This window comes from Rahnella sp. PAMC25559, from assembly GCF_050632365.1.
In the GTDB taxonomy this organism is placed as follows: domain Bacteria; phylum Pseudomonadota; class Gammaproteobacteria; order Enterobacterales; family Enterobacteriaceae; genus Rahnella; species Rahnella rivi.
The window spans coordinates 596,753-617,919 of the sequence record NZ_CP192543.1 but is presented as its reverse complement, the minus strand read 5'-3'; the positions used below and the strand labels follow the sequence as shown (position 1 = coordinate 617,919).

Genomic DNA, 21,167 nt, shown 5'->3' with positions numbered 1-21,167 from the left:
CTGCAATGTTTATAGGGTAAGGGTTTTATTGTTTTTTATTATTTATTAACGAAATAACTCTCTTCGATGGTCACCTGTAAGATGACTTTTCTGACGTCTTTTTCCGGCCTGAACCGGCAGGCTTCGTGATTTTCAAAAATGATCACGCTGCCTTTATTCACTTTTACTGTTTCACCCTGACCGCTAAAAAATTCACGGTCAGTCTCATCGTCATAAGGCGCCACGCAGTGCAGGGCAGATTTCGCGGCAAATTCGATTTCTTCTGCCCCTTCGAGGTAATAATGCACATCGAAATAACGGCGGTGGCCTTCGAATTCCGTCCGTTGTTTTTCGCTGCCGCTGGTTAGCCGGTAAACCAGCGAATCGCCGACAGAATGGAAAACGCCGGGGCGAATATTTTCCAGGTTATTGATGGCTTCCCTGCAGCGCTGCCATTTCTTTCCGCTGCGATACAGCCGCTCAAATTCATGTAAAGAGTCGAGAATAATCATCAGTTTTCCTCCCCGGTATGAAAGGTGAATTCCGCAAGGTGCTGGCTGTCGGTGTCCTGCTGGCGGAACGGCACCAGCGTGAAGCCGTAGCGGAATGCAGAAAAATAGACGCGGTAAGAATCGAGCACTTCCGACCCCCAGGAGTTAGAACCCAGCCCCATAATTTTGTGATCGAGATTGAGCGTCAGGCAGCTGTCCGGCGTCAGTTCGTCGATGTGTTGCGCCTGTTGCAGTTGCTGCGAACTGTACGGCCACAGGCTGAAATTGATCGGCTGGCGCGGCTGAATGAAAATCCCGCGACCGGTGTTATCACGCAGGCTGAGCCAGCGGACGTCCTGCCGGTTGCCGTTGTCCTGCGGCATCGGGTAGTTTTCAAATAAATGGCTCACCGGTTGCTGATAATGGCCGATCAGGTTGGCCTGACGGCTGTCCTGATAATTTTCGCCCGGCCCGCGGCCGTAATATTCCACCTGCGTGAAGCGGCGGCTGATGCCAACATCAAGGCCGATTTTCGGGATGACGTGGCTGAAATTGCCGTAAGGCGTGCCGGATAAATCGAGGCTCACCGCGCCCTGAGGCGATATCCGCCAGCGATAAGTACAGCGCATACCGAAATCGAAAACTGGCGGCGCAATGATGCTTTGCACTTCAATCACCACGTCATCCTGCATAGGCTCCCAGCGCAGCGACCGTAAATGCTGCTGCATGATGTGCAGATGATTGGGTTGCCACAGGCCTTCGAATTCCGGTTTGTGGTTGTCGATGACCGGCTTGAAGAAGTTGATTTTCGGCGCACGGCCCAGGATTTCTTCGCCATCCACCTGCCAGCTTTTCAGTTCGCCATCGAGGCGGGAAAACGCCAGCTGGAAGTTTTCGCTGCTGACGATCAGCTGATGTTTTTGCGCGTCGCAAAGCAGCGGGGTGACGCGTGTGGCAACCGGCGAAGCAGGCAAAGGCTGCGCCGCCTGCAACAGCATCTGATACTGGCCGAGCGGATGTTTTGCCGCACTGTAGGCGGTCGGGCTGTTTTTGCAGATGCTGACGTTGAGGAAAGTTTCCTGCCCGCTGGCGGTGAATGGTGGCAGGGGAATCTCTTCCGATTCGCCGGGTTGCAGATGCGGCAGGGTGATTTCGCGGGCTTCTTCACAGCGACCGGCCATCTGCACGGTCAGCGACAGCGTGATGTCTTCCAGTGAGCTGAACCAGTAACGGTTTTTAACATGCAGCGTGCCGCCGCTCAGGCTGACGCCGACCGGGCACAGCACCTGTTTATATTCGCGCAGGCCGGGGCCGGGGGTTTGATCCGGATAAATCAGCCCGTCCATGCAGAAGTTGTAGTTGTTCGGATAATCGCCGTGATCGCCGCCGTAGGTGTAGCGCATCCGGCCATTTTCGCCGGTTTCCAGCAGGCCGTGATCGCACCATTCCCAGATGTAATGCCCCTGCAGGCTGGCGTGGCGGTTGAGCACTGCCTGATATTCGGCTAATCCGCCGGGGCCGTTGCCCATCGCATGGGCGTATTCGCAGATGATGCGCGGTTTGGCGTGCGGGTATTCACCAAACGCATTCATCATGGAAACACGGGAATACATGGTGCTGATGACGTCGGTCACTTCGGCGTCGCGGTCTTCTTCGTAGTGAACTAAACGCGTCGGATCGAGTGCTTTGCAGCGTGCGGCCATCGCGCGGATATTGCAGCCATAACCGGATTCGTTGCCGAGCGACCACATGATGATCGACGGATGATTTTTTTGCGCCATCACATGACGCTCAATGCGCTCCACATAGGCGTGTTCCCAGCGCGGATCGTCGGTGATGCGGCTCAGATCGCCGACGTTGGCGAAACCGTGGCTTTCCAGATCGGTTTCGGCCATGACGAATAACCCGTAGATATCGCACAACTCGTAAAAGCGCGGGTCGTTCGGATAATGGGCAGTGCGCACCGAGTTAATGTTGTGCTGTTTCATCAGGATGATATCGCGCTCCACCCGCGCCATATCCACCGCGCGCCCTTTGCGGTGATCGTGGTCGTGGCGGTTGACGCCGTGTAGCTTGAGGTAGCGCCCGTTGACGTGAAACAGCCCGTCGCGCACGCAGATATCACGAAAACCGACGCGCTGCGGCACCACGGAAACCACCTTGCCCGCATCGTCATACAGTGTCAGCAGCAACTGATAGAGCTCAGGATGTTCGGCGTTCCACTGACGTGGCTGGCTGACCGGTATGTCCAGATGACAACGGGCTTCATCGCCGATATGCAGGTTATCTGCTGACAATTGCGCCACACAGACGCCATCGTCGAATAACTGCGCATGCAGGCGATAACCGCTGACCGGCTCGCGCAAATTACACAGAACGGCATCAATGCTCAGCACGGCGTCGCAGTAGTTTTCATCGAACGCGGTAACCACGGTGAAATCATTGAGATGAACCGGATTTTGGCCGGTGAGATACACATCGCGGAAAATCCCGGCCATCCACCACATGTCCTGATCTTCGATATACGTGGAGTCCGCCCACTGCAGGACGCGCACCGACAGCAAGTTTTCGCCCTGAACCGTAAACGCGCTGATATCAAATTCCGCGCACAGGCGGCTGCCTTTGCTGAACCCGGCATAATGGCCGTTCACGTAGATTTCGAAGTAGGTTTCGACGCCGTCGAATTTGATGATGATCTGTTTGCCTGCCCACGCGGCATCGAGGCTAAACGTCCGCTGATACGCGCCGGTCGGGTTACTGGCGGGCACGAAAGGAATGTCGATTGGGAACGGGAAACCTTCGTCGGTGTATTGCAGCTGGCCGTGACCTTCCATCTGCCACATTCCGGGCACGGCGATATCGCCCCAGCCCGTCACCGGCTGGTTGTAAAATGCGTCCGGCACTAACGCCGGGTGATCAAAATAGGCAAACTGCCAGCGACCGCTGAGCAGCTGAAAACAGTGGCTGGCCGCGCGGTCAAAGCGCAGTGCCTGTTGCGCAGTGTCATAGCTGAAAAAACTGGCCCTCGGTGGTAAACGGTGTTCTGACTGCTTGTCGATGTTTTCCCAATTATTCACGTGATCTCTCCTGAGACGTGTTTCTATGGGAAATAAGATAGTAAATATTTAGTAAAAATAACTAAAAACATTTACCGATTGTCAGAGAGATCACACTAATTAAAAAAAGCGGCGGGGGATCAGGCAGTTAATTTTTAGCGATCGTCGGCGATCCCTTTGACGCCTGCCCGATCGGAAAAAGCAGGGCGTCAGAAGGTGCGAACCGGCAGGGCGGGATCAGCGGCGGGTGGTATCGCGCAACTGCAATGAGCTGGGGACAAATACGGAAAGCGGCACGTTGCGGTCATCACGCAGGCGCTCGGTCAGCAGGTTCACCGCCTGCGCGCCCATGGTTTCGGAATGAATGCGCACCGTTGATAAAGAAGGGAAAACAAAGCGTGCGGTCGGGATGTCGTTGACGCTGATCAGCGCGATCTGCTCCGGGATTTTTACGCCGTGCTCCAGCAGCGCACGCGTCACGCCCAGCGCAATGGTATCGGTGGCAATCAGCAGCGCCGGAGGGTACGGCCTGTTGTCCAGCAGCATTTTTTTGGCGCACTGGTAGCCGGACTGGCTGGTGAAATCGCCGTAATAAATATCCTCTGCCTGCACCACATTTTTCAGCCGGCCATATTCCACAAAAGCCTGCTCGCGCTGATCGGCAAATTCAGGTTCATCGCGCCCGCCGATAAACCCGATCCTCGAATAGCCTTGCCCGATGAAGAAATCGATCACCTTCTGGCTGATCTTAAACAGATCGACATTCACACAGTCGGACTGCGGATCGTCCATCACGCCATCAATAAACACGACCGGGAGGGATTGCTGACTGAGTTGCTGATGAAGCGCGGCCTGCGGCTGCCCGATAACCAGAAAGCCATCGGCAGACGGCAGGGCTTTATCGCCGGTAAAGTCGTAGCCGGAAACCAGCGTAATGCCGAGTTTTTCGCATTGTGTTTCAATGCCATAGCGCATGGAAAGATAATAAGGATCATCAATTTCCAGCCCCTGGCGGTAAGTGAACAGCGCGGCAAATGTCATGCGGTGGGTGGCGTTGCGCCTGGCCGACGACAGTTTGTATTCCAGGCGTTCTGCCGCTTCCAGAATTTTCTGCCGGGTCTGCGCTTTTACGCTCAGGCTCGGATCGTCATTCAGCACGCGTGAAACCGTCGCAACGGATACGTTCGCGGCCTCAGCGATTTCCTTTAATGTTGCCATCAGCGTCTCAGTCCAGGGTTATCAGTAAATCAGGCGGTTAGCTTAATGGCTACGCAGACGCATGTATACACGCCGCATGCGCGCAGGGCTGCAAAAATGCAGTGTGACCCGGTTAACGCTTTACCGATATTTAAGTATATTTTAGTAAAATATTTACTAGTATGCGTTTTAATTTCCGGCTCACTTTCAGCCCACTCACCCTGAGCGATGCGCATACCGATGAAGAAAATATCACTCAATAAAATACTCATATTTTTATTATTCGCCTCACCAATGAATTTATGGGCGCAGGAATCTGTGGTTCCCGCCGAACATAATATTTTAACCCCACCGGAAATAAAGCCAAAAAGCGCCGAGGCAACCGCTTACCGGTTTTATGGCGAAATGGGCGGCGGTGGCAGCGTGTATTTAAAGGGTCAGGACCAGCATAAATACAGCGACGGCACCTATATCGAAGGCGGTCTGGAAATACAACACGGCCACTGGTTCGGGCTTATTTATGGCGAAGGCTGGACGGTGCAGGCCGACCATCAGGGAAATGCCTGGGTGCCCGATCACAGCTGGGGAGGATTTGAGGGCGGCCTGAACCGTTTTTATGGCGGCTACCGCACCGATAACGGCACCGAGATGATCCTCAGCATGCGCAATGACTCCTCGCTGGATGACCTGCAATGGTGGGGCGATTTCACGCCAGAATACGGTTACGTCATTCCCAATACCCGCGATTTAACGCAGGCGGCGAAAATCCAGAACCTTACCGGCAGGTTCCGCTACAGCGTGACCGCCGCGCCGGAAAGCCGCGTTGATGAAAGTAAGGCGCTGCTGCATTTTGGCAAATATGACCGTTATTCAGATAAATACACGTACCGGGCGATGGTTAACGGTTACACGCAATACGATCTGACCGACGGGCTGACGCTGCTCAACGGCCTCGAACTCACCGACGGCACCGGGCAACTGGTGCTTGCGGGTTTACAGGGCAAAAACCTCGCCGGACGTGTCTGGCATCACACTGGCAAAGGCGATGGCAATCAGCCCGGCAGTGAATCGGGCATGATGGTCAGCGCGATGGTCGAAGCGGTGTCCGGCCTGTATTTCTCAACCGCCTACAGCTACGCCGAACACCGTCTCGATAACGCGGCGGATACCACCACCTCCTACGCGCAGGCCGGTATCTGGTACGAATATTATGGTGGCCGTTTCGCGACCGCATTAGACAGTAAATTTTATATGAGCAACGACAATACCGGCGCCAGTAATTCGATATTTCTGATGCAATATTTCTATTGGGGTAAATCATAATGAAAAATATCCGCAGCGTTAAAATCCTCGCCTTATTTATTTCGTCTGTCTTATTTGTTTCCGGCAATGCGGCCGCTGAAACGGCAAAGCCATTGCAGGCTGAGTCTTATAAAAACGTCATTAACCGCACCGGCGCGCCGCATTATATGCTCGATTATGATTTCGATGAGCATCAGCGTTTTAATCCTTTATTTGATGACGGCGCGTGGCACGGACATTTATTACCGGCCGGGCCGGAAGGCATGGGCGGATTTCCCGGCCCGGCGCTGCTGACCGAAGAATACATCAACTTTATGGCGGATAACTTTGACCGGCTGACGATCTTCAAAAACGGTCAGAAAGTGGCGCTCAGCATGGAGGCGTACAGTATTCCCGGCGCGCTGATCCAGACGCTGACCGCGCCCGGCATTCGCGTCGACATGACGCTGCGTTTTGTCACCGCCCGCACCTCGTTGCTGGAAACCAAAATCACCACCGATTCCCCGCTGGAACTGGTCTGGGACGGCGCATTACTGGAAAACCTGCGCGCTCAGGAGGGGAAACCGCCGTCGGATAAAACCATCGAACAGGTATATCCGGGCTATAACCGCAAAATCCTGCCGACGGCTGACGGCCTGCGCGTGACCTTCGGGAAAGTGCGCGAGGCCTCCAGTCTGATGACGTCGGGCGAGTCGGAATACCAGATCCACAAATCCCTGCCGATGCAGACGACGGTGGCAGGGCATCAGTTTACCGCGAAAGCCAACATCGCCGGTTCCACCACAATTTACACCACCTATTCGCATCTGCTGACCGCCGGTGAGGTACAGAAAGAGCAGCCTGAGATCGCCGGTATTCTGGCGCATCCGCAACGTTTTCTGGCGGCCTCACAACAGCGCTGGGAAGGATATCTGGCCCGCGGGCTGACCAACCCGCACGCCACACCGGCGCAGGAACGTGTGGCGGTCAAAGCCATCGAAACCCTTAACGGCAACTGGCGCGGGGCGGCGGGCGTAATGAGATTTGATTCCGTGACGCCGTCTGTCACCGGCCGCTGGTTCTCCGGCAATCAGACCTGGCCTTGGGACACCTGGAAACAGGCTTACGCGATGGCGCATTTCAATCCTGACGTGGCGAAAAACAATATCCGCGCCGTGTTCGCGTTTCAGATCCCACCCGGCGATACGGTTCGCCCGTGGGATGCCGGTTTTGTGCCCGATCTCATCGCCTATAACACAAGCCCTGAGCGCGGTGGCGACGGCACCAACTGGAATGAGCGCAACACCAAGCCGAGCCTGGCGGCGTGGTCGGTGATGGAAGTCTACAAAACGACCGGTGATAAACAGTGGCTGGAAGAGATGTACCCGAAACTGGTTGCCTATCATGACTGGTGGCTGCGCAACCGCGATCACAACCATAACGGCGTGCCGGAATACGGCGCCACACGGGATAAAGCGCACAATACCGCCGACGGCAGCATGCTGTTTACCGTTCGCGAAGGGAAGAAAGAACAGACCGAATCCGGGCTGAAAAACTATGACCGCGTGGTGAAATCCGGTCAGTACGACAGCATAGAAATTCCGGCGCAGGTGGCGGCTTCATGGGAATCGGGGAGGGACGATGCGGCGGCCTTTGGTTTCATCGACGCCGATCAGCTGGCGAAATACATCAAAAATGGCGGTAAAAAACAAGACTGGCAGGTTAAATTCGCCGAAAACCGTTCTGATGACGGAACGCTGCTGGGATATTCACTGCTACAGGAATCGGTCGATGAAGCCAGTTATATGTACAGCGACAACAAGTACATGGCCGACATCGCCGGCATTTTGGGCAAGAAAACCGAAGCCGCAGATTTTAGTGCGAAAGCCGTCAAACTGGCCGAATACATCAATACCTGCATGTTCGACAGCCGCAGCGGCTTTTTCTATGACATCCGCATTGAAGAGAAACCGCTGGCCAACGGCTGCGCGGGCAAACCGATTGTCGAACGCGGCAAAGGCCCGGAAGGCTGGTCACCGTTGTTTAACGGCGCAGCGACGCAGGCGCATGCTGACGCCGTGGTGAAAGTGATGAAAGATGGGCGCGAATTCAACACCTATGTGCCGCTCGGCACCGCCGCACTGACTAATCCGGCGTTCGGTGCGGACATTTACTGGCGCGGGCGCGTGTGGGTCGATCAGCTCTATTTCGGCCTGAAAGGCATGGAGCAATACGGTTACCGCAACGATGCTATCGCCATGGCGCAGGCCTTCTTCGACCACGCCGACGGCCTGGTGACCGACGGCCCGATCCGCGAAAACTACAACCCGCTCACCGGCCAGCAGCAGGGCGCACCCAACTTCTCATGGAGCGCGGCGCACCTTTATATGCTGTACAACGATTTTTTCGGGCAGGGGAAATGAGGCTGTAAGGGCTAAATTTTAGGCACAAAAAAACCGCTTCAAAGAGCGGTTTTTTTGTTGAGGAAGTTCAGTTAGCGCTAAGCTTTCTCAATTTTCATTTGCTTAAATAAGCGGGACAAGCAGCCCAGACCGGGTAAATATACCTAAGTGAAGAATTCCCCGCAAGCTTAAATTATGATCAATAACCTTACAAATATCATAGGCATGATGGTAGCATCTGCGCGGGGCTAGTTTGCCCGTTTAGCGGCGGGTCACCGGGCTTGAAATTAGCACTTGAGTACCGCGGGGACAATCAGTCCAGATGCTGTTTGTTCTTCTCCAGTCGGTCCCGGTGCTTATTGGTGAAACGCGGTTGTAAAAGGCCGCAACAATGAAAAAGTGTATTTATGCACTGATCGTTGTGCTGGGTTCTTTGATGACGACTGAGAATGGTGGATGGAACGTTAACGTTTCTGATATCAAGATTAACGTCAACATGGGATCTGGTTTGTAGTAATTAAGGAACCGCCCTGAGGGGCGGTTTTCTTAGTTCAGACTTTACGCCCCAATCCCCAGCACATCAGCCCCGCTACCAGCAGCGACGGAATAGTTGCGCCGACATCGGGCAGCAGATTCGCCATCAGATGATAGACCGCGATCCCCGTAAACCAGGCCGCGACCGAGCGCAGATTCAGGTTTTCGTTGGTCTGGCGACGCAGCACAAAATGATGCGTCAAGACCACGCCGAACAGCGGTGCAAAGACCGAACCAATCAGCAGCAGGAAGTTTTCGTATTGCGTCAGCGGCACCGACCAGGCGATCAGCGTACACAGCAGGCCGATGCCCAGCGTCAGTTTCCCGACGCTCACCGGCACCGATGTGCCCGCCGATACCGCCGCCGAGTGAATATCCGCAAAGGCGTTTTCGTGTTCATCCACCAGAATCAGCAGCAGCGGGATACCCAGCGCCACGCCTGAGAGCGCCAGCAGCAGCGCATTGGCATCGGCTGAGGTGCTGACAAACGCCAGCGTATACGCGACGCCAAGTGACATCATCCATACGCTGCCGAGGAAATATCCGCAGGCGGTACCCCAGAAATTTTGCCGCGCAGATTTGCCAAAACGGGTGTAATCCGACACCAGCGGCAGCCATGAAAATGCCATTGACACCACGATGTCGCAGGCCAGCGCGAACGGCATCGAACCGTTCCCGGCGTTATGCCACAGCATCGATAAATCCGCATGCAGGAACAGATAACCGGTCAGCCACGCGCAGCTCGCCAACAGTAACCAGATCCCCCAGCGGCGCAGCACTACGCGGATAAATGCCAGCGGACCGCTGGCCGCCAGCAAGGTGGCGACGATGCCGAAAATAAACGTCCACAGGGTTGGATTCGCCCAAAAGCTGCCGTCCCCCCAGGCCCGTTTTGCCAGCAGGCTGGCCGCATCGCGCATCACCACAATTTCGAACGCGCCCCAGCCGATCAGCTGGATCAGATTGAACAGCACCGGCAGCGCCACACCGCGTTTGCCGAGGCTCAGTTTTAGCGACGCCATCGAAGACATGCCGGTTTGCCCGCCGATCACCCCGACCAGCGCCAGCAGCGCAACGCCGACGGCGGAACCCAGCACAATCGCCGCCAGCGATCCTGCAAGCCCGAGCCCCGGTGCCAGAATCGCCCCGGCCTGCAATACCATCAGGCCCATGCCGAGCGAGAACCACAGCGAGAATAAATCAGACCAGCCCAGCACCCGTGATTTTTCCGGCACAGACGCCTGAGGAGAGTAAATACTATTATCTTTCATGAGGTTAATTTCGTGGCTAAAGCGAATGCCAGTTATAGCATAGTGTGATGAGATTCTGATGAAGGGCGGGGGAGAAGCGCACTTTTCGGTTTCCATATCGGGTTAGATTAACCGCTATTTTTGCATTCAGGGGAAACAGGTAGAATGAGGCTATTGTCTGCAGGTTAAACGCCTCATGGCGTCTGAAGGAGTATGTCAGGATGGATGAACACATTACGCCTCTGGCGCCGGAGGGAGAGTTTGTTCTTTTTGAGGCTAAGGACGGACGTGTACGCATAGAATGTCGCTTCGCGTCGGAGACTTTGTGGTTATCACAGGCTCTGATTTCTGAAATTTACCAAAAAGATGTTCGGACAATTAACGAACATCTGATGAATATTTATCAGGAAGGCGAACTTGAGCGAAACGCAACTATCCGGAAATTCCGGATAGTTCGTCAGGAAGGAACCCGGGAGGTTTCCCGGCAGATTGATTATTACAATCTTGATGCCATTCTTGCTGTCGGATACCGCGCGCTTTTTCCAGGCGATTCAGAATAAGCTGCATTATGCCTGCACGGGCATGACGGCAGCAGAAATTATCGCCCAGCGTGCCGACGCCAGCCAGCCGGATATGGGGCTGACCAGTTTCAAATATGATCATGTGCGTAAGACAGATACGACGATTGCTAAAAATTACTTACGTGAATCAGAAATCGATCAACTCAATCGCATTATTTCAATGTGGCTGGATTACGCTGAGGATCAAACTAAACGTCGTCAGCAGATTTTCTTAAAAAGCTGGGAGGAGAAACTGGAGCAATTCCTTCAATTTAATGAATTTGACGTTTTGCAGGACAGCGGCAAAATCAGCAAAAAAGAAGCGGATGAAATAGCCTGCCAGCGATATGAGCAGTTCGCTGAACAGCGTCGCAGGCTGAAAGAGGCCGAAGGCGAAAAAAGTAATATTGAGGCGCTTTACAGCCTCGCGCAGAAAAAGCGTTAACCGCGATTTCGAATACGCTCACTTCGAATGAATCACAATCATCCCCAGCTTCTCCAGCAGATGGCTTTGCTGCCAGTCGTCGATTTTCACGCCATCGAGATCCACTTTGCGGATGTTCAGTTCGCCCAGATCTGAATTCGTCAGGTCGCAATGGGTGATATTGACGTTATTCCAGTCGAACTCGGTGAATTCGCCGCCGGAAAGGTCGGAGCCACTGAAGTTTGCTCCCTGCATGTTCGCGCCGGTCCAGCGGTTTTCCCACAGCTCGCATTTTTCCAGAATGACTTTGCTGAAGTTGGCGTAGCTGAAGTTGTTTTTGGTCATGAATGCGCTGCAAAACCAGGTGCGGGAGGTGATCATATTCATAAAGCTGGCGCCGCTGAAATCTGCGCCGGTGGCTTTGCATTCACGGATCTCCAGACCCAGCGCCTGCGCATTTTTGAAATCCGCCATCGTCAGGTCGCAATGTTTGAAGCTGGCATCTTTCAGCTGCGCATGCTGAAAAGAACAACCTGACTGTGTTTCATCGTCGTAGAAAATGCAGTTGACGAAAGCGATGTCAGACAGATTTGTGCTGTCAAAACGGCAGCGCAGGAACCTGCAATCGTGAAATTCTTCGCCCGACAGTTGCTGCTGGCTAAAGCGCTGGTCGCTGAAAGTCTGGTTTTTGATCATCTCTTTTCCGGTCATTTTACGTGCTGCGAAGAACGCTATCCTGACAGAATGCGGCGGCCAAAAATATGGAACCTGCCTCGTAATAACACGATTTACTTAGGATTCTCTTTTGCCGATCGGGCAGCAGGCGTCTATTCTCAAACACTTAACGGAGTCCATCTTTCCCTCAGCTAAGGAAGACTGAAAATGCGTCTGTCCATCCTCTTTATGGCAACCGGTCTGGCTCTCAGCCAGTTTGCAGGCGCTGCGCAAACTGCGCAGCCCGCCACGCAGGAGCACGTCATGAATCATGCTATCAATGCCGATAATCCGTTTTTAACCCCCAGCCCGCTGGAATATCAGGCACCGCAATTCAATCTCTATAAAGACAGTGATTACGAACCGGCCATTCTTGAAGGCATCCGCCAGAAACTCGCTGAAGTCGATAAAATTGCCAGCGACAGCGCACCGCCTACTTTTGAAAATACCTATGTGGCGCTGGAAAAATCCGGCGTCATGCTCCAGCGCGTGCAAAACGTTTTTGGCGCGATGACCGGCGCGAACACCAACGATACGCTGCAAAAAATTGACGAAGACACATCGCCAAAACTGGCCGCGATGGATGACAGCATTCATCTCAACAGCAAACTGTTTGCGCGCCTGAAAGCGGTGTATGACCAGCGCAGCAGCCTGAAGGTTTCGCCGGAATCGCAGCGTCTGATCGAGGTGACATTTAAAGATTTTGAGCTGGCCGGCGCCAATCTTTCTGATGCGGATAAAGACAAACTCAAGGCGCTGAATCAGCAGGCGGCGACGCTCAGCACCCAGTTCACCAACAAGTTGCTGGCCGCGACCAAAGCGGGCGGGCTGACGGTGAAAGATAAAGCGCAGCTTTCCGGGCTGAGCGATGCCGAATTATCCGCTGCCGAGCAGGCCGCCAAAGACCGTAAGCTGGATAACGCCTGGCTGCTGGTGCTGCAAAATACGACGCAGCAGCCGTTGTTGCAGTCGCTCGATGACCGGGATACCCGCAAGGCGCTGTATGAAGCATCCATCAATCGTGCTGAAAAAGGCGATGCTAACGACACCCGCGAGCTGATTGCCAGGCTTGCAAAAGTTCGCGCTGAGCAGGCTCAGGTGCTGGGCTTCCCAAGCTATGCGGCGTGGAAGCTGGAAGATCAGATGGCGAAAACGCCACAGGCTGCGCTGGATTTCATGCACAAAATTGTGCCGGCAGCCACCGCCCGCGCACAGCGTGAGGCGCAGGATATTCAGACGGAAATCGATAAACAGAAGGGCGGCTTCCAGGTGGCCGCCTGGGACTGGCAGCATTACGCGCAGCAGGTGCGCAAAGAGAAATATGATCTGGACGACGCGCAGATTAAACCGTATTTCGAGCTAAACAATGTGCTGGAAAACGGCGTGTTTTATGCCGCTAACCTGTTGTACGGCATCACATTTAAAGAACGCAAAGACCTGCCGGTGTATAACCCGGACGTGCGGGTTTTTGAGGTGTTCGATAAAGACGGTAAATCGATGGCGCTGTTCTATGCCGATTATTATCAGCGTGATAATAAAGGCGGCGGCGCGTGGATGAGCAACTACGTCGATCAGTCGAAACTGCTGGGCACTAAGCCGGTGATTTACAACGTCGCCAACTTCCAGAAACCCGCAGCGGGGCAACCAGCGCTGCTGTCGTGGGACGACGTGATCACTATGTTCCACGAGTTTGGTCATACGCTGCACGGTCTGTTTGCCAGTCAGGAATACCCGAGCCTTTCCGGCACTGCGACGCCGCGTGATTTTGTCGAGTTCCCTTCTCAGTTTAACGAGCACTGGGCGAGCGACCCGAAAGTGTTTACTCACTTCGCGAAACATTATCAGACCGGCGAAGTGATGCCGCAGGCGTTGCAGGACAAAATCGAGAAGGCCAGTAAGTTCAACAAAGGTTATGACATGACCGAGCTTCTGGCCGCCGCGCTGCTGGATATGCACTGGCACAGCCTGAGCGCCGACGCACCCCAGCAGGATGTCGATAAGTTCGAGGCGGATTCGCTGGCGAAGGACAAAGTGAACCTGGCGTATGTGCCGCCGCGTTACCGTTCCAGCTATTTCCAGCACATCTGGGGCAACGGCTATGCGGCCGGATATTACGCCTACTTGTGGACAGAAATGCTGGCCGACGATGCCTTTGCGGGTATCAGCGAGCAGGGCGGGCTGACGCGGGAGAATGGTCAGAAATTCCGTGACCAGATCCTCTCACGCGGTAACAGCGAAGATCTCGAAAAGCTCTACGAAACCTGGCGCGGTAAGGCGCCGTCGATCGAGCCGATGCTGAAAAATCGCGGGCTGGAGGAGTAAAAATGGCCGTGCCCGGTATCGCGCCGGGCACGGATGACCTTGCCGGAAAGAGTTAAATCAACGCCCGAAAAACGTCGCTTCCCCCGTTCGAATTCCCCTATGCTTTTCCCATGTTCCCGGTCTGCGAGTGAAATCATGCTTTTCGATTTGCCTGACGATGATGTTCTTTATGCTGCGCTGATTGCCCGCGACCCGGCTTACGACGGCTTTGCCTTTGTCGGTGTGAAAAGTACCGGGATTTTTTGCCGGCTGACCTGCCCGGCGCGCAAGCCTAAACGTGAGAACTCGGTGTTTTATCCGTCGATGGTCAGTGCGATGGAAGCAGGATACCGCCCGTGTAAACGCTGCCGTCCGCTCATGCAGGGCGGAGAGAAAGACCCGCTGGTGCTGAAGTTACTGGTAGCGCTGGAAAATGAGCCGGACAAAAGATGGAGTGAAGACGATGTGCAGGCAATGAATGTTGACCCTTCCACTGTCCGCCGTGCTTTTAAACGGCAGTTCGGGATCACGTTTCTGGAAATGGCGCGCCTGCGCAGAGTCGGTAAAGGCGTCGATGCCCTGACCGGCGGAGAGCCGGTGATTGAAGCGCAACTGGATGCCAGTTTTGGATCCGGCAGCGGATTTCGCGCGGCAATCACCCGGCAAATCGGGCTGAATCCCAGTCAGGCCAGAAAGCATCAGTTTCTGAAAGCTGACTGGCTGGATACGCCGATCGGTTCCATGCTGGCGATTGCCAGCCGCGACGCGCTGTATCTGCTGGAGTTTATTGACCGTCCGGCGTTGCCCAACGAAATTGAGCGGCTGAAACAGCTGACGTCATCTGAAATTATTTTTGGCCGCAACCCGGTCATAGATCAGCTCGAACAGGAACTGGCTGCGTATTTCGCGGGCGGGAAGCGCTTATTCGTCACGCCGCTGGCAGAATTCGGTTCGTTGTTCACCCGAAAAGTCTGGGATGCGCTCAGAGCTATTCCGGCGGGTGAAGTGCGCAGCTACTCTGCGCTGGCGGCCGATATCGGGCAGGCAACCGCTTCCCGCGCCGTCGCCAGGGCAAATGGCGCTAACCAGATTTCCATTCTGATCCCTTGCCATCGCGTCATCGGTGCCGACGGTTCGCTGACCGGTTACGGCGGCGGTTTGTGGCGCAAGCGCTGGCTGATTGAACACGAACGAAGAATGGCGCTGAGCCGCTAAACGAGGAGCAAGGTATGAGTCAGCAACGTCAGGCACTGGCATTTTCAGCGCTTCATCAGAAATACAATCCGGTCATTTTATACAACATCTGGGATGCGGGTAGCGCGCTGGCCGTGGAGCAGGCGGGGGCAAAGGCCATCGCGACCGGCAGTTGGTCATGCGCGGCGGCGCAGGGTTTTCAGGATGGCGAGACCATGCCTTTTGCCAGCCTGTTGCAGACCGTGCAGCGCATTGCTTCGGTGATAAGTTTGCCGCTGACGGTGGATTTCGAAACCGGTTATGGCGCTGACCGTTGCGATAATCTGAGCGCCCTTTTGCAGGCAGGCGTGGTGGGGATTAATGTGGAAGATCAGCAAATGGGATCATCCGCGCTGAACGGAGTTCGTGAGCAATGCGAGATTCTGACTTCGCTTCGTCAGGTGGCTGAAACGCAGGGAATCGCTTTATTTATCAATGCCCGTACCGATGTCTTTTTGCAGCAACCGGATGCCTCGCAGCATCCGGCGCTGATGGCGGAGGCTAAAAAACGGCTGGCCGCTTATCAGGACGCCGGTGCCAGTGGTTTTTTTGCCCCCGGTCTGAGCGATCCGGGCCTGATTGCTGAACTCTGTGAGGTTTCCGCGCTGCCGGTGAATATTATGGCCAGCAGCCTGACGCCGCCGCTGGCCGAGCTCATCGCGGCGGGGATCAGCCGGTTGAGCTACGGCCCGCACCCTTATATCGGGCTGATGGAAAGCCTTACGCAGCAGGCGCGCGCGCTGTATTAGCCGCCAGCCGGTGCCCCATCCAGAAGAATACCAGCCCGCCCGCAGAGGCGGCGATCAGCGCGATAAACATCACTGACGGGGCGGCGTAACTGAGCAGAAAACCGCACATCACCGGGTTTATCGCGCCACCCAGATTGCTCAGATTCTGCATGCCGTAATAGCTGCCTTTCATGTTTTCCGGCGCGATAAAGTCGATAAACATGTACTCCACCGGAATAACGATAAGTTCACCAAAGCTGAAGATGGCCATGGCGATGATCCACAGCAGTACCGATTCCCCTGCAACCATAAAACCGATCAACCCGACGATGAAAAATACCGTGCCGAGCAGCAGCCACCTCAGCAGGGTGTCCTGTTTCATGCGGCTGCTTAAGACATACTGGAAAGCGATGACAATCACCGCATTCGTGATCATTACCGCGCCGATGATTTTGTAGGCAAAGGCGGCATTCGACACCAGTATCAGATATTGCGACAGATAACCGGCAAACTGTCCGAAAACCACCGAGCCGAGCGTGCTGCCCAGGGTGAAATAAATCAGACGGCGGTCGCGCGCGAGAATGCCCAGCGTCTGGCGCAGATTCGGTTTCGGCAGGGGTTTGTGTTCCTCTTCTGCCTGAGGCGGCCTGTGCGGGATATGACGTAATCCCCAGCCGAGGGAAATCACCGTGCCGAGCGCCAGCACACCTGAAATCACGAACGGCAGCTTCGGGCTGAACCCGGCTAACCAGACGCCAAGTGATGATCCGACCGCCCAGCCGACGTTCACCAGCGTGTAGTTCATGGAGAAGGCTTTAACCCGTTTCGCCACCGGCAACCAGCTGGCGATACAGGCTTTGAGCGTAATGCTCAGCAGCGCGTAGGAGGCATTGAGCAACGCCAGCACCACCAGAACACCGGTGACGCCGGGCAGTACCGGCAGCAGTAAAAAGCTCAATCCAAAAGCGCTGATCGAGACAATAATCAGCGTCCGGTGATTGAATTTATCCACCAGATAACCGGCGTAGAGACCACTGAGAATGCCGATCGCCAGGCTGGCCCCGAGAATAATCCCGACACTTTTCGGCAGCAGATGATAGTGCTCGGTCAGATAAATCGTGATGAACGGCAGCGTCACACCTCGTCCGATAGTGAGCACTAACGAACTGGCGAGCAGCGCGAGGATCAGCGGCGGCATTCCCTTCATTCTCAAGGCATTCCTTTCAAAAACATGGTGGATGACCAATGATAATAGTCGAGTCTGCGCAGTATTTTTCGATACAAAAAGCGGGGAATAAAGTGAGTTGCGCGGCTATCCCCGCGCCTTCGCAAGATTGTGTTACGGCTTCTGCGGCGCAACGCCGTGGAAGAGCAGTGAGCCCACTTGCGCAGGCTCAGTTATACACAGAAAAATCAGCAGTAGCTTTGTGCGGTAGTATTGAGATGCTCAGCGAATTGATAGATGTCATCAAGCGACTCTATCGGATGACGCGTTTCAGTCTTGTCCGCATCAAATAACCCAATATAGAGTTGAGAACGGTTAAAGTGCAGGCGGCAAACAGGCTTACGGTTATTGTCATCAATCAAAATACCGAAATAACTTTTAGTATCTCTATGTGTAATGCGTTTGATATCAATCACTGTTCTGATGATTGATTTAACAATATGAAACCCTTCAAGTTCTTCCTCTGTTGTAACGATTTGATCGGATTCAACAACATTGACTGTCGTTTGTGATATTTCCTGCTCCTCTTCAACAACCTTTGTCGCTGAATTTTGAACAGTGCCGCTGAGGGCTGATTTCAGTCGTTCGTTCACCTGATCATTCAACAACTGGACTGCGGCTTTACGGGTGAGAGTATTAAACTGTTCGCGCACTTTTTGCGTCAACATTCCATCGTAGACCCGCGAAGCGAAAAACTTCACAAAGTCTTCTTCGGGATTAGTGAATTGAGCAAGGAATATTTTTTTGATTTGGCTAACGTACTTCAATTCCCCTGCCGCATTGACTATGGATTCAACATCGAAAGCAGACTTGGTTAACTTCACGAGTTCTGAAACAAGATTTTCATCAATATCAAGGATGTCCAGCTCAAGAAAAGGCTTTTCATCCATTTTATTGGGTGCATCCAGATCGGTAAAGAACTTATAAACCTGTCCGTTTGTGAGGATGGATATTCTTGCATTGGTTACATGAAAATAACGAAATAGCTGAGATGCATGATTAACATTCAGAGGTTCGCCTATTTTCTTGCACTCAACCAGAATCTGTATTTCCCCACCTTTCAATATCGCATAATCTATTTTTTCACCTTTTTTGGTACCTACGTCACAGATAAATTCTGGAACGACTTCAGTTGGATCAAAAACGTCATAGCCAAGGATTTTATTGATGAAAGGCATGACAAATGCATTTTTCGTTGCTTCTTCAGTCTGAATTAAAAGTGACTGCTGTTTGATTTTTACAGCCAAACTGTTTAATTGTTCAAGAATTTCCATATAACCCTCTTTATTTTTTAATCACTGCTGCGTGATGATTACTTATAGGGAAAATATGGAAATAAAACCAGATGTAAAAGCGTGGGCCTGATCACTTATTTCATGAAAGACTCACTATTTTGAACGCTTTTGAAAAATCATGACTTCTGCGGCGCAACGCCGTGGAAGAGCAGGACGGCGACGTGTTTGCGCAGCGCTTCGGGGGAAATGGGGGAAGCGGTGCCCTGGCGCATTTTCATGGAGGCGAGGGGGAACAGGGTCAGGCCGAACAGGGAGATGAACAACAGCGCCGGATCGAGATCGGGGTTCAGGCGTCCTTCGCTCTGCCAGCGGGTGATGGATTCCTGCACCACTTTGCGGTTTTTGTCGCCATTGCGTTCTTCCATGCGTTTTTTCAACATCCCGCTTTCACTGATCACTTCCCGTACCCACAGCGGCGCGACCCAGGGGTATTTCACCGCCGCGTCGATCATGCATTGTGCCATCGCGGTGATTGCCATCAGCGGATCGTCGGCGTGGACATCAAAAATATCGCTAAACCCCGCGCGTACTGGCTGAAAACGTTCGTCGATGAGTACATCCAGCAGTTGTTCGCGGGTATTGAAGTAGTAATGCAGCATGGCGGTGGTGACACCCGCTTCTTTGGCGATCATGCTGAGGGGCGTTTCGGCGATACCTGACTGGGCAAAGAGTTTCAGGGCGGCATCCAGCAGCAGTTCGCGCTTATCCGCGCCTTTTTTTACCCCGCTCGGGCGACCCGGACGGCGTGCGGACGCGGTGCCTTCCTCCTGAACCTTTTGTGCTGTCGTCGCCTTTTCTGAGATTTTTCTGTCTGTCATGAGCGGGGTGATCCATTGACCGGATGAAGGTGATGCGTCAATATTAATTATACAGTTAATTAATTACAAGTCAGGATAGCATTCATGGCAACTATAAATTCGGCGCAGAGCGAAGTGAAAGAAGCCAGGCCTTCGATCAAACTTCTGTTCTCCGCGCTGTTACTGGTGATGCTGCTGGCCGCGCTTGACCAGACCATTGTCTCGACGGCGCTGCCGACTATCGTCGGTGAACTGGGCGGGCTGGATCAGCTTTCCTGGGTGGTCATCTCCTATCTGCTGGCGTCAACGATCGTGGTGCCGTTGTACGGCAAATTCGGTGATTTGCTGGGAAGAAAAATCGTGCTGCAAACGGCGATAGTGGTGTTCCTGCTCGGCTCGGTACTTTGCGGGCTGGCGCAGAACATGACTCAGCTGATCCTGATGCGTGCCCTGCAGGGGCTGGGCGGCGGCGGGCTGATGGTGGTCACTATGGCCGCGGTCGGGGATGTTATTCCGCCGGCGGAACGCGGTAAATATCAGGGCTTGTTCGGCGGCGTGTTTGGGCTGGCGACCGTGATTGGTCCGCTGATCGGCGGTTTTCTCGTCGAGCACATGTCATGGCGCTGGATTTTCTACATCAACCTGCCGCTGGGTATTTTTGCGCTGCTGGTGATCGGCGTGGCGCTGAAATCGCAGACTGCGCGTATTCGCCATGAAATCGACTTTCTCGGCGCGGCGTATCTGGCGGCGGCGCTGACCAGCATCATCTTGTTTACCAGCGAAGGTGGCACGGTGTATCAGTGGTCTGATCCGCAGCTGTGGTGCATTCTGGCGTTCGGCGTGGTGACACTCGGCGGCTTCATTTATGAAGAGACGCTGGCGGCGGAGCCGATCATCCCGCTCGGGCTGTTCCGCGACCGCACCTTCCTGCTGAGCTGCGCCATCAGCTTTATTATCGGCATGTCGCTGATGGGCTCGGTGACCTTCCTGCCACTCTATTTGCAGGTGGTCAAAGGCTCATCACCTTCTGCCGCCGGGATGCAACTGCTGCCGCTGATGGGGGCGCTGCTGGTCAGTTCGATTGTCAGTGGCCGGATTATCAGCCGCATTGGCCGCTATCGGCTGTTCCCGATTTTTGGCACGTTACTCAGTTTTATCGGCATGCTGATGCTGGGCAATCTCACGCTCAGCACAACGTTACCCCAGCTTTATCTTTATATCGGCGTCCTCGGTTTCGGACTGGGTATGGTGATGCAGGTTCTGGTGCTGGCGGTGCAGAACTCGGTATCGATGAAACAGCTGGGCGTGGCGACATCCAGCGTGACGTTATTCCGCTCGATCGGCGGTTCCATCGGCGTGGCGGCCTTCGGCGCACTTTTCACACAAGGTCTGCGTTCGCAGCTGGAAAAACTGATCCCGGAAGGCACCCCGATCCCGCGCTCACTCAGCGCGCAGGCGGTACAGCAATTACCGGCAACCATTCGCGATGATTATTTGCAGGCATTCGCCACGGCGCTGCACTCGGTATACCAGATTTCCGCCGGGGTCATGGTGCTGGCGTTTGTCCTGTCGCTGTTGCAGAAAGATGTGGTGCTGAAGAAATAACCGACGGCATTTTATGTGATTTACACTAAGCTTTCCCCTTTACGGCGCTGGAGACATCCATCAGCGCCGGTATTTTTCAGGGACAAGTAAAAGGG

Annotated in this window: 15 protein-coding genes and 1 pseudogene; 7 read left to right on the top strand and 9 right to left on the bottom strand. The window is 54.1% G+C overall.

Annotated elements, in window-relative coordinates; translation table 11 throughout:
- Positions 1–38 precede the first annotated feature (38 nt).
- The 4 genes from ACQZQY_RS04215 to ACQZQY_RS04200 all read right to left on the bottom strand — a co-directional run bounded on the left by ACQZQY_RS04215 (position 39) and on the right by ACQZQY_RS04200 (position 4,995).
- Positions 39–491 (bottom strand): beta-galactosidase subunit beta, encoded by a 453-nt coding sequence (locus tag ACQZQY_RS04215; protein WP_431296664.1) that lies wholly within the window; start codon positions 489–491, stop codon positions 39–41.
- Complete coding sequence (gene ebgA / locus ACQZQY_RS04210) at positions 491–3,547, bottom strand: beta-galactosidase subunit alpha (protein ID WP_431296663.1); 3,057 nt, start codon at positions 3,545–3,547, stop codon at positions 491–493. The genes ACQZQY_RS04215 and ebgA overlap by 1 nt, the downstream gene beginning before the upstream one ends.
- Before the next feature lie 216 nt (positions 3,548–3,763).
- Complete coding sequence (gene ebgR / locus ACQZQY_RS04205) at positions 3,764–4,744, bottom strand: transcriptional regulator EbgR (RefSeq protein WP_431296662.1); 981 nt, start codon at positions 4,742–4,744, stop codon at positions 3,764–3,766.
- Between the two features lie 29 nt (positions 4,745–4,773).
- Entirely contained in the window at positions 4,774–4,995 is a 222-nt protein-coding gene (locus ACQZQY_RS04200) for a hypothetical protein (RefSeq protein WP_168734069.1), read from the bottom strand.
- Between the two features lie 22 nt (positions 4,996–5,017).
- Here ACQZQY_RS04200 and ygjJ point away from each other — a divergent pair, with 22 nt between their 5' ends.
- Complete coding sequence (ygjJ, locus tag ACQZQY_RS04195; RefSeq protein ID WP_431297151.1) at positions 5,018–6,046, top strand: protein YgjJ; 1,029 nt, start codon at positions 5,018–5,020, stop codon at positions 6,044–6,046.
- Complete coding sequence (ygjK, locus tag ACQZQY_RS04190; protein WP_431296661.1) at positions 6,046–8,427, top strand: alpha-glucosidase; 2,382 nt, start codon at positions 6,046–6,048, stop codon at positions 8,425–8,427. The genes ygjJ and ygjK overlap by 1 nt, the downstream gene beginning before the upstream one ends.
- A 530-nt stretch (positions 8,428–8,957) precedes the next feature.
- Here ygjK and cytX read toward each other — a convergent pair.
- Positions 8,958–10,211 carry a putative hydroxymethylpyrimidine transporter CytX gene (gene cytX, locus ACQZQY_RS04185; RefSeq protein WP_056775660.1) on the bottom strand — a complete coding sequence of 418 codons (1,254 nt, stop codon included), beginning with the start codon at positions 10,209–10,211 and terminating at the stop codon, positions 8,958–8,960.
- A 200-nt stretch (positions 10,212–10,411) separates the two neighbouring features.
- Here cytX and rhuM point away from each other — a divergent pair.
- Positions 10,412–11,195 (top strand): annotated as a pseudogene (gene rhuM, locus ACQZQY_RS04180) (RhuM family protein).
- Positions 11,196–11,213: 18 nt separating this feature from the next.
- On the opposite strand, the gene ACQZQY_RS04175 reads toward rhuM, so the two are convergent.
- Positions 11,214–11,870 (bottom strand): Qnr family pentapeptide repeat protein, encoded by a 657-nt coding sequence (locus ACQZQY_RS04175; protein WP_431296660.1) that lies wholly within the window; start codon positions 11,868–11,870, stop codon positions 11,214–11,216.
- A 186-nt stretch (positions 11,871–12,056) separates the two neighbouring features.
- On the opposite strand from ACQZQY_RS04175, the gene dcp reads away from it, so the two are divergent.
- The 3 genes from dcp (at position 12,057) to ACQZQY_RS04160 (ending at position 16,171) form a co-directional block, all read left to right on the top strand.
- Positions 12,057–14,210, top strand: a complete 2,154-nt coding sequence (dcp, locus tag ACQZQY_RS04170; RefSeq protein WP_431296659.1) for a peptidyl-dipeptidase Dcp — start codon at positions 12,057–12,059, stop codon at positions 14,208–14,210.
- A 135-nt stretch (positions 14,211–14,345) separates the two neighbouring features.
- Positions 14,346–15,404, top strand: a complete 1,059-nt coding sequence (locus ACQZQY_RS04165; RefSeq protein ID WP_431296658.1) for a bifunctional transcriptional activator/DNA repair enzyme AdaA — start codon at positions 14,346–14,348, stop codon at positions 15,402–15,404.
- Between the two features lie 14 nt (positions 15,405–15,418).
- Complete coding sequence (locus ACQZQY_RS04160; protein ID WP_431296657.1) at positions 15,419–16,171, top strand: isocitrate lyase/PEP mutase family protein; 753 nt, start codon at positions 15,419–15,421, stop codon at positions 16,169–16,171.
- Here ACQZQY_RS04160 and ACQZQY_RS04155 read toward each other — a convergent pair.
- The 3 genes from ACQZQY_RS04155 to ACQZQY_RS04145 form a co-directional block, all read right to left on the bottom strand.
- Positions 16,143–17,357: an MFS transporter gene (locus ACQZQY_RS04155; protein ID WP_122097239.1), complete on the bottom strand. Its 1,215-nt coding sequence runs from the start codon at positions 17,355–17,357 to the stop codon at positions 16,143–16,145. The genes ACQZQY_RS04160 and ACQZQY_RS04155 overlap by 29 nt on opposite strands.
- A 206-nt stretch (positions 17,358–17,563) precedes the next feature.
- Complete coding sequence (locus ACQZQY_RS04150; protein WP_431296656.1) at positions 17,564–18,649, bottom strand: type I restriction endonuclease; 1,086 nt, start codon at positions 18,647–18,649, stop codon at positions 17,564–17,566.
- A 137-nt stretch (positions 18,650–18,786) separates the two neighbouring features.
- On the bottom strand, positions 18,787–19,488 hold the full coding sequence (locus ACQZQY_RS04145) for a TetR/AcrR family transcriptional regulator (protein WP_431296655.1): 702 nt from the start codon (positions 19,486–19,488) through the stop codon (positions 18,787–18,789).
- 84 nt (positions 19,489–19,572) lie between these two features.
- Here ACQZQY_RS04145 and ACQZQY_RS04140 point away from each other — a divergent pair, with 84 nt between their 5' ends.
- Positions 19,573–21,072, top strand: a complete 1,500-nt coding sequence (locus tag ACQZQY_RS04140; protein ID WP_431296654.1) for an MDR family MFS transporter — start codon at positions 19,573–19,575, stop codon at positions 21,070–21,072.
- Positions 21,073–21,167 lie beyond the last annotated feature (95 nt).

Coding starts and splice junctions, on each gene's coding strand:
- ygjK (WP_431296661.1), top strand. CDS start 6,046: ATGAAAAATATCCGCAGCGTTAAAATCCTCGCCTTATTTATTTCGTCT.
- ACQZQY_RS04200 (WP_168734069.1), bottom strand. CDS start 4,995: ATGAGTATTTTATTGAGTGATATTTTCTTCATCGGTATGCGCATCGCT.
- cytX (WP_056775660.1), bottom strand. CDS start 10,211: ATGAAAGATAATAGTATTTACTCTCCTCAGGCGTCTGTGCCGGAAAAA.
- ebgR (WP_431296662.1), bottom strand. CDS start 4,744: ATGGCAACATTAAAGGAAATCGCTGAGGCCGCGAACGTATCCGTTGCG.
- ACQZQY_RS04145 (WP_431296655.1), bottom strand. CDS start 19,488: ATGACAGACAGAAAAATCTCAGAAAAGGCGACGACAGCACAAAAGGTT.
- dcp (WP_431296659.1), top strand. CDS start 12,057: ATGCGTCTGTCCATCCTCTTTATGGCAACCGGTCTGGCTCTCAGCCAG.
- ACQZQY_RS04175 (WP_431296660.1), bottom strand. CDS start 11,870: ATGATCAAAAACCAGACTTTCAGCGACCAGCGCTTTAGCCAGCAGCAA.
- ACQZQY_RS04160 (WP_431296657.1), top strand. CDS start 15,419: ATGAGTCAGCAACGTCAGGCACTGGCATTTTCAGCGCTTCATCAGAAA.
- ACQZQY_RS04165 (WP_431296658.1), top strand. CDS start 14,346: ATGCTTTTCGATTTGCCTGACGATGATGTTCTTTATGCTGCGCTGATT.
- ACQZQY_RS04155 (WP_122097239.1), bottom strand. CDS start 17,357: ATGAAGGGAATGCCGCCGCTGATCCTCGCGCTGCTCGCCAGTTCGTTA.
- ygjJ (WP_431297151.1), top strand. CDS start 5,018: ATGAATTTATGGGCGCAGGAATCTGTGGTTCCCGCCGAACATAATATT.
- ACQZQY_RS04140 (WP_431296654.1), top strand. CDS start 19,573: ATGGCAACTATAAATTCGGCGCAGAGCGAAGTGAAAGAAGCCAGGCCT.
- ACQZQY_RS04215 (WP_431296664.1), bottom strand. CDS start 491: ATGATTATTCTCGACTCTTTACATGAATTTGAGCGGCTGTATCGCAGC.
- ACQZQY_RS04150 (WP_431296656.1), bottom strand. CDS start 18,649: ATGGAAATTCTTGAACAATTAAACAGTTTGGCTGTAAAAATCAAACAG.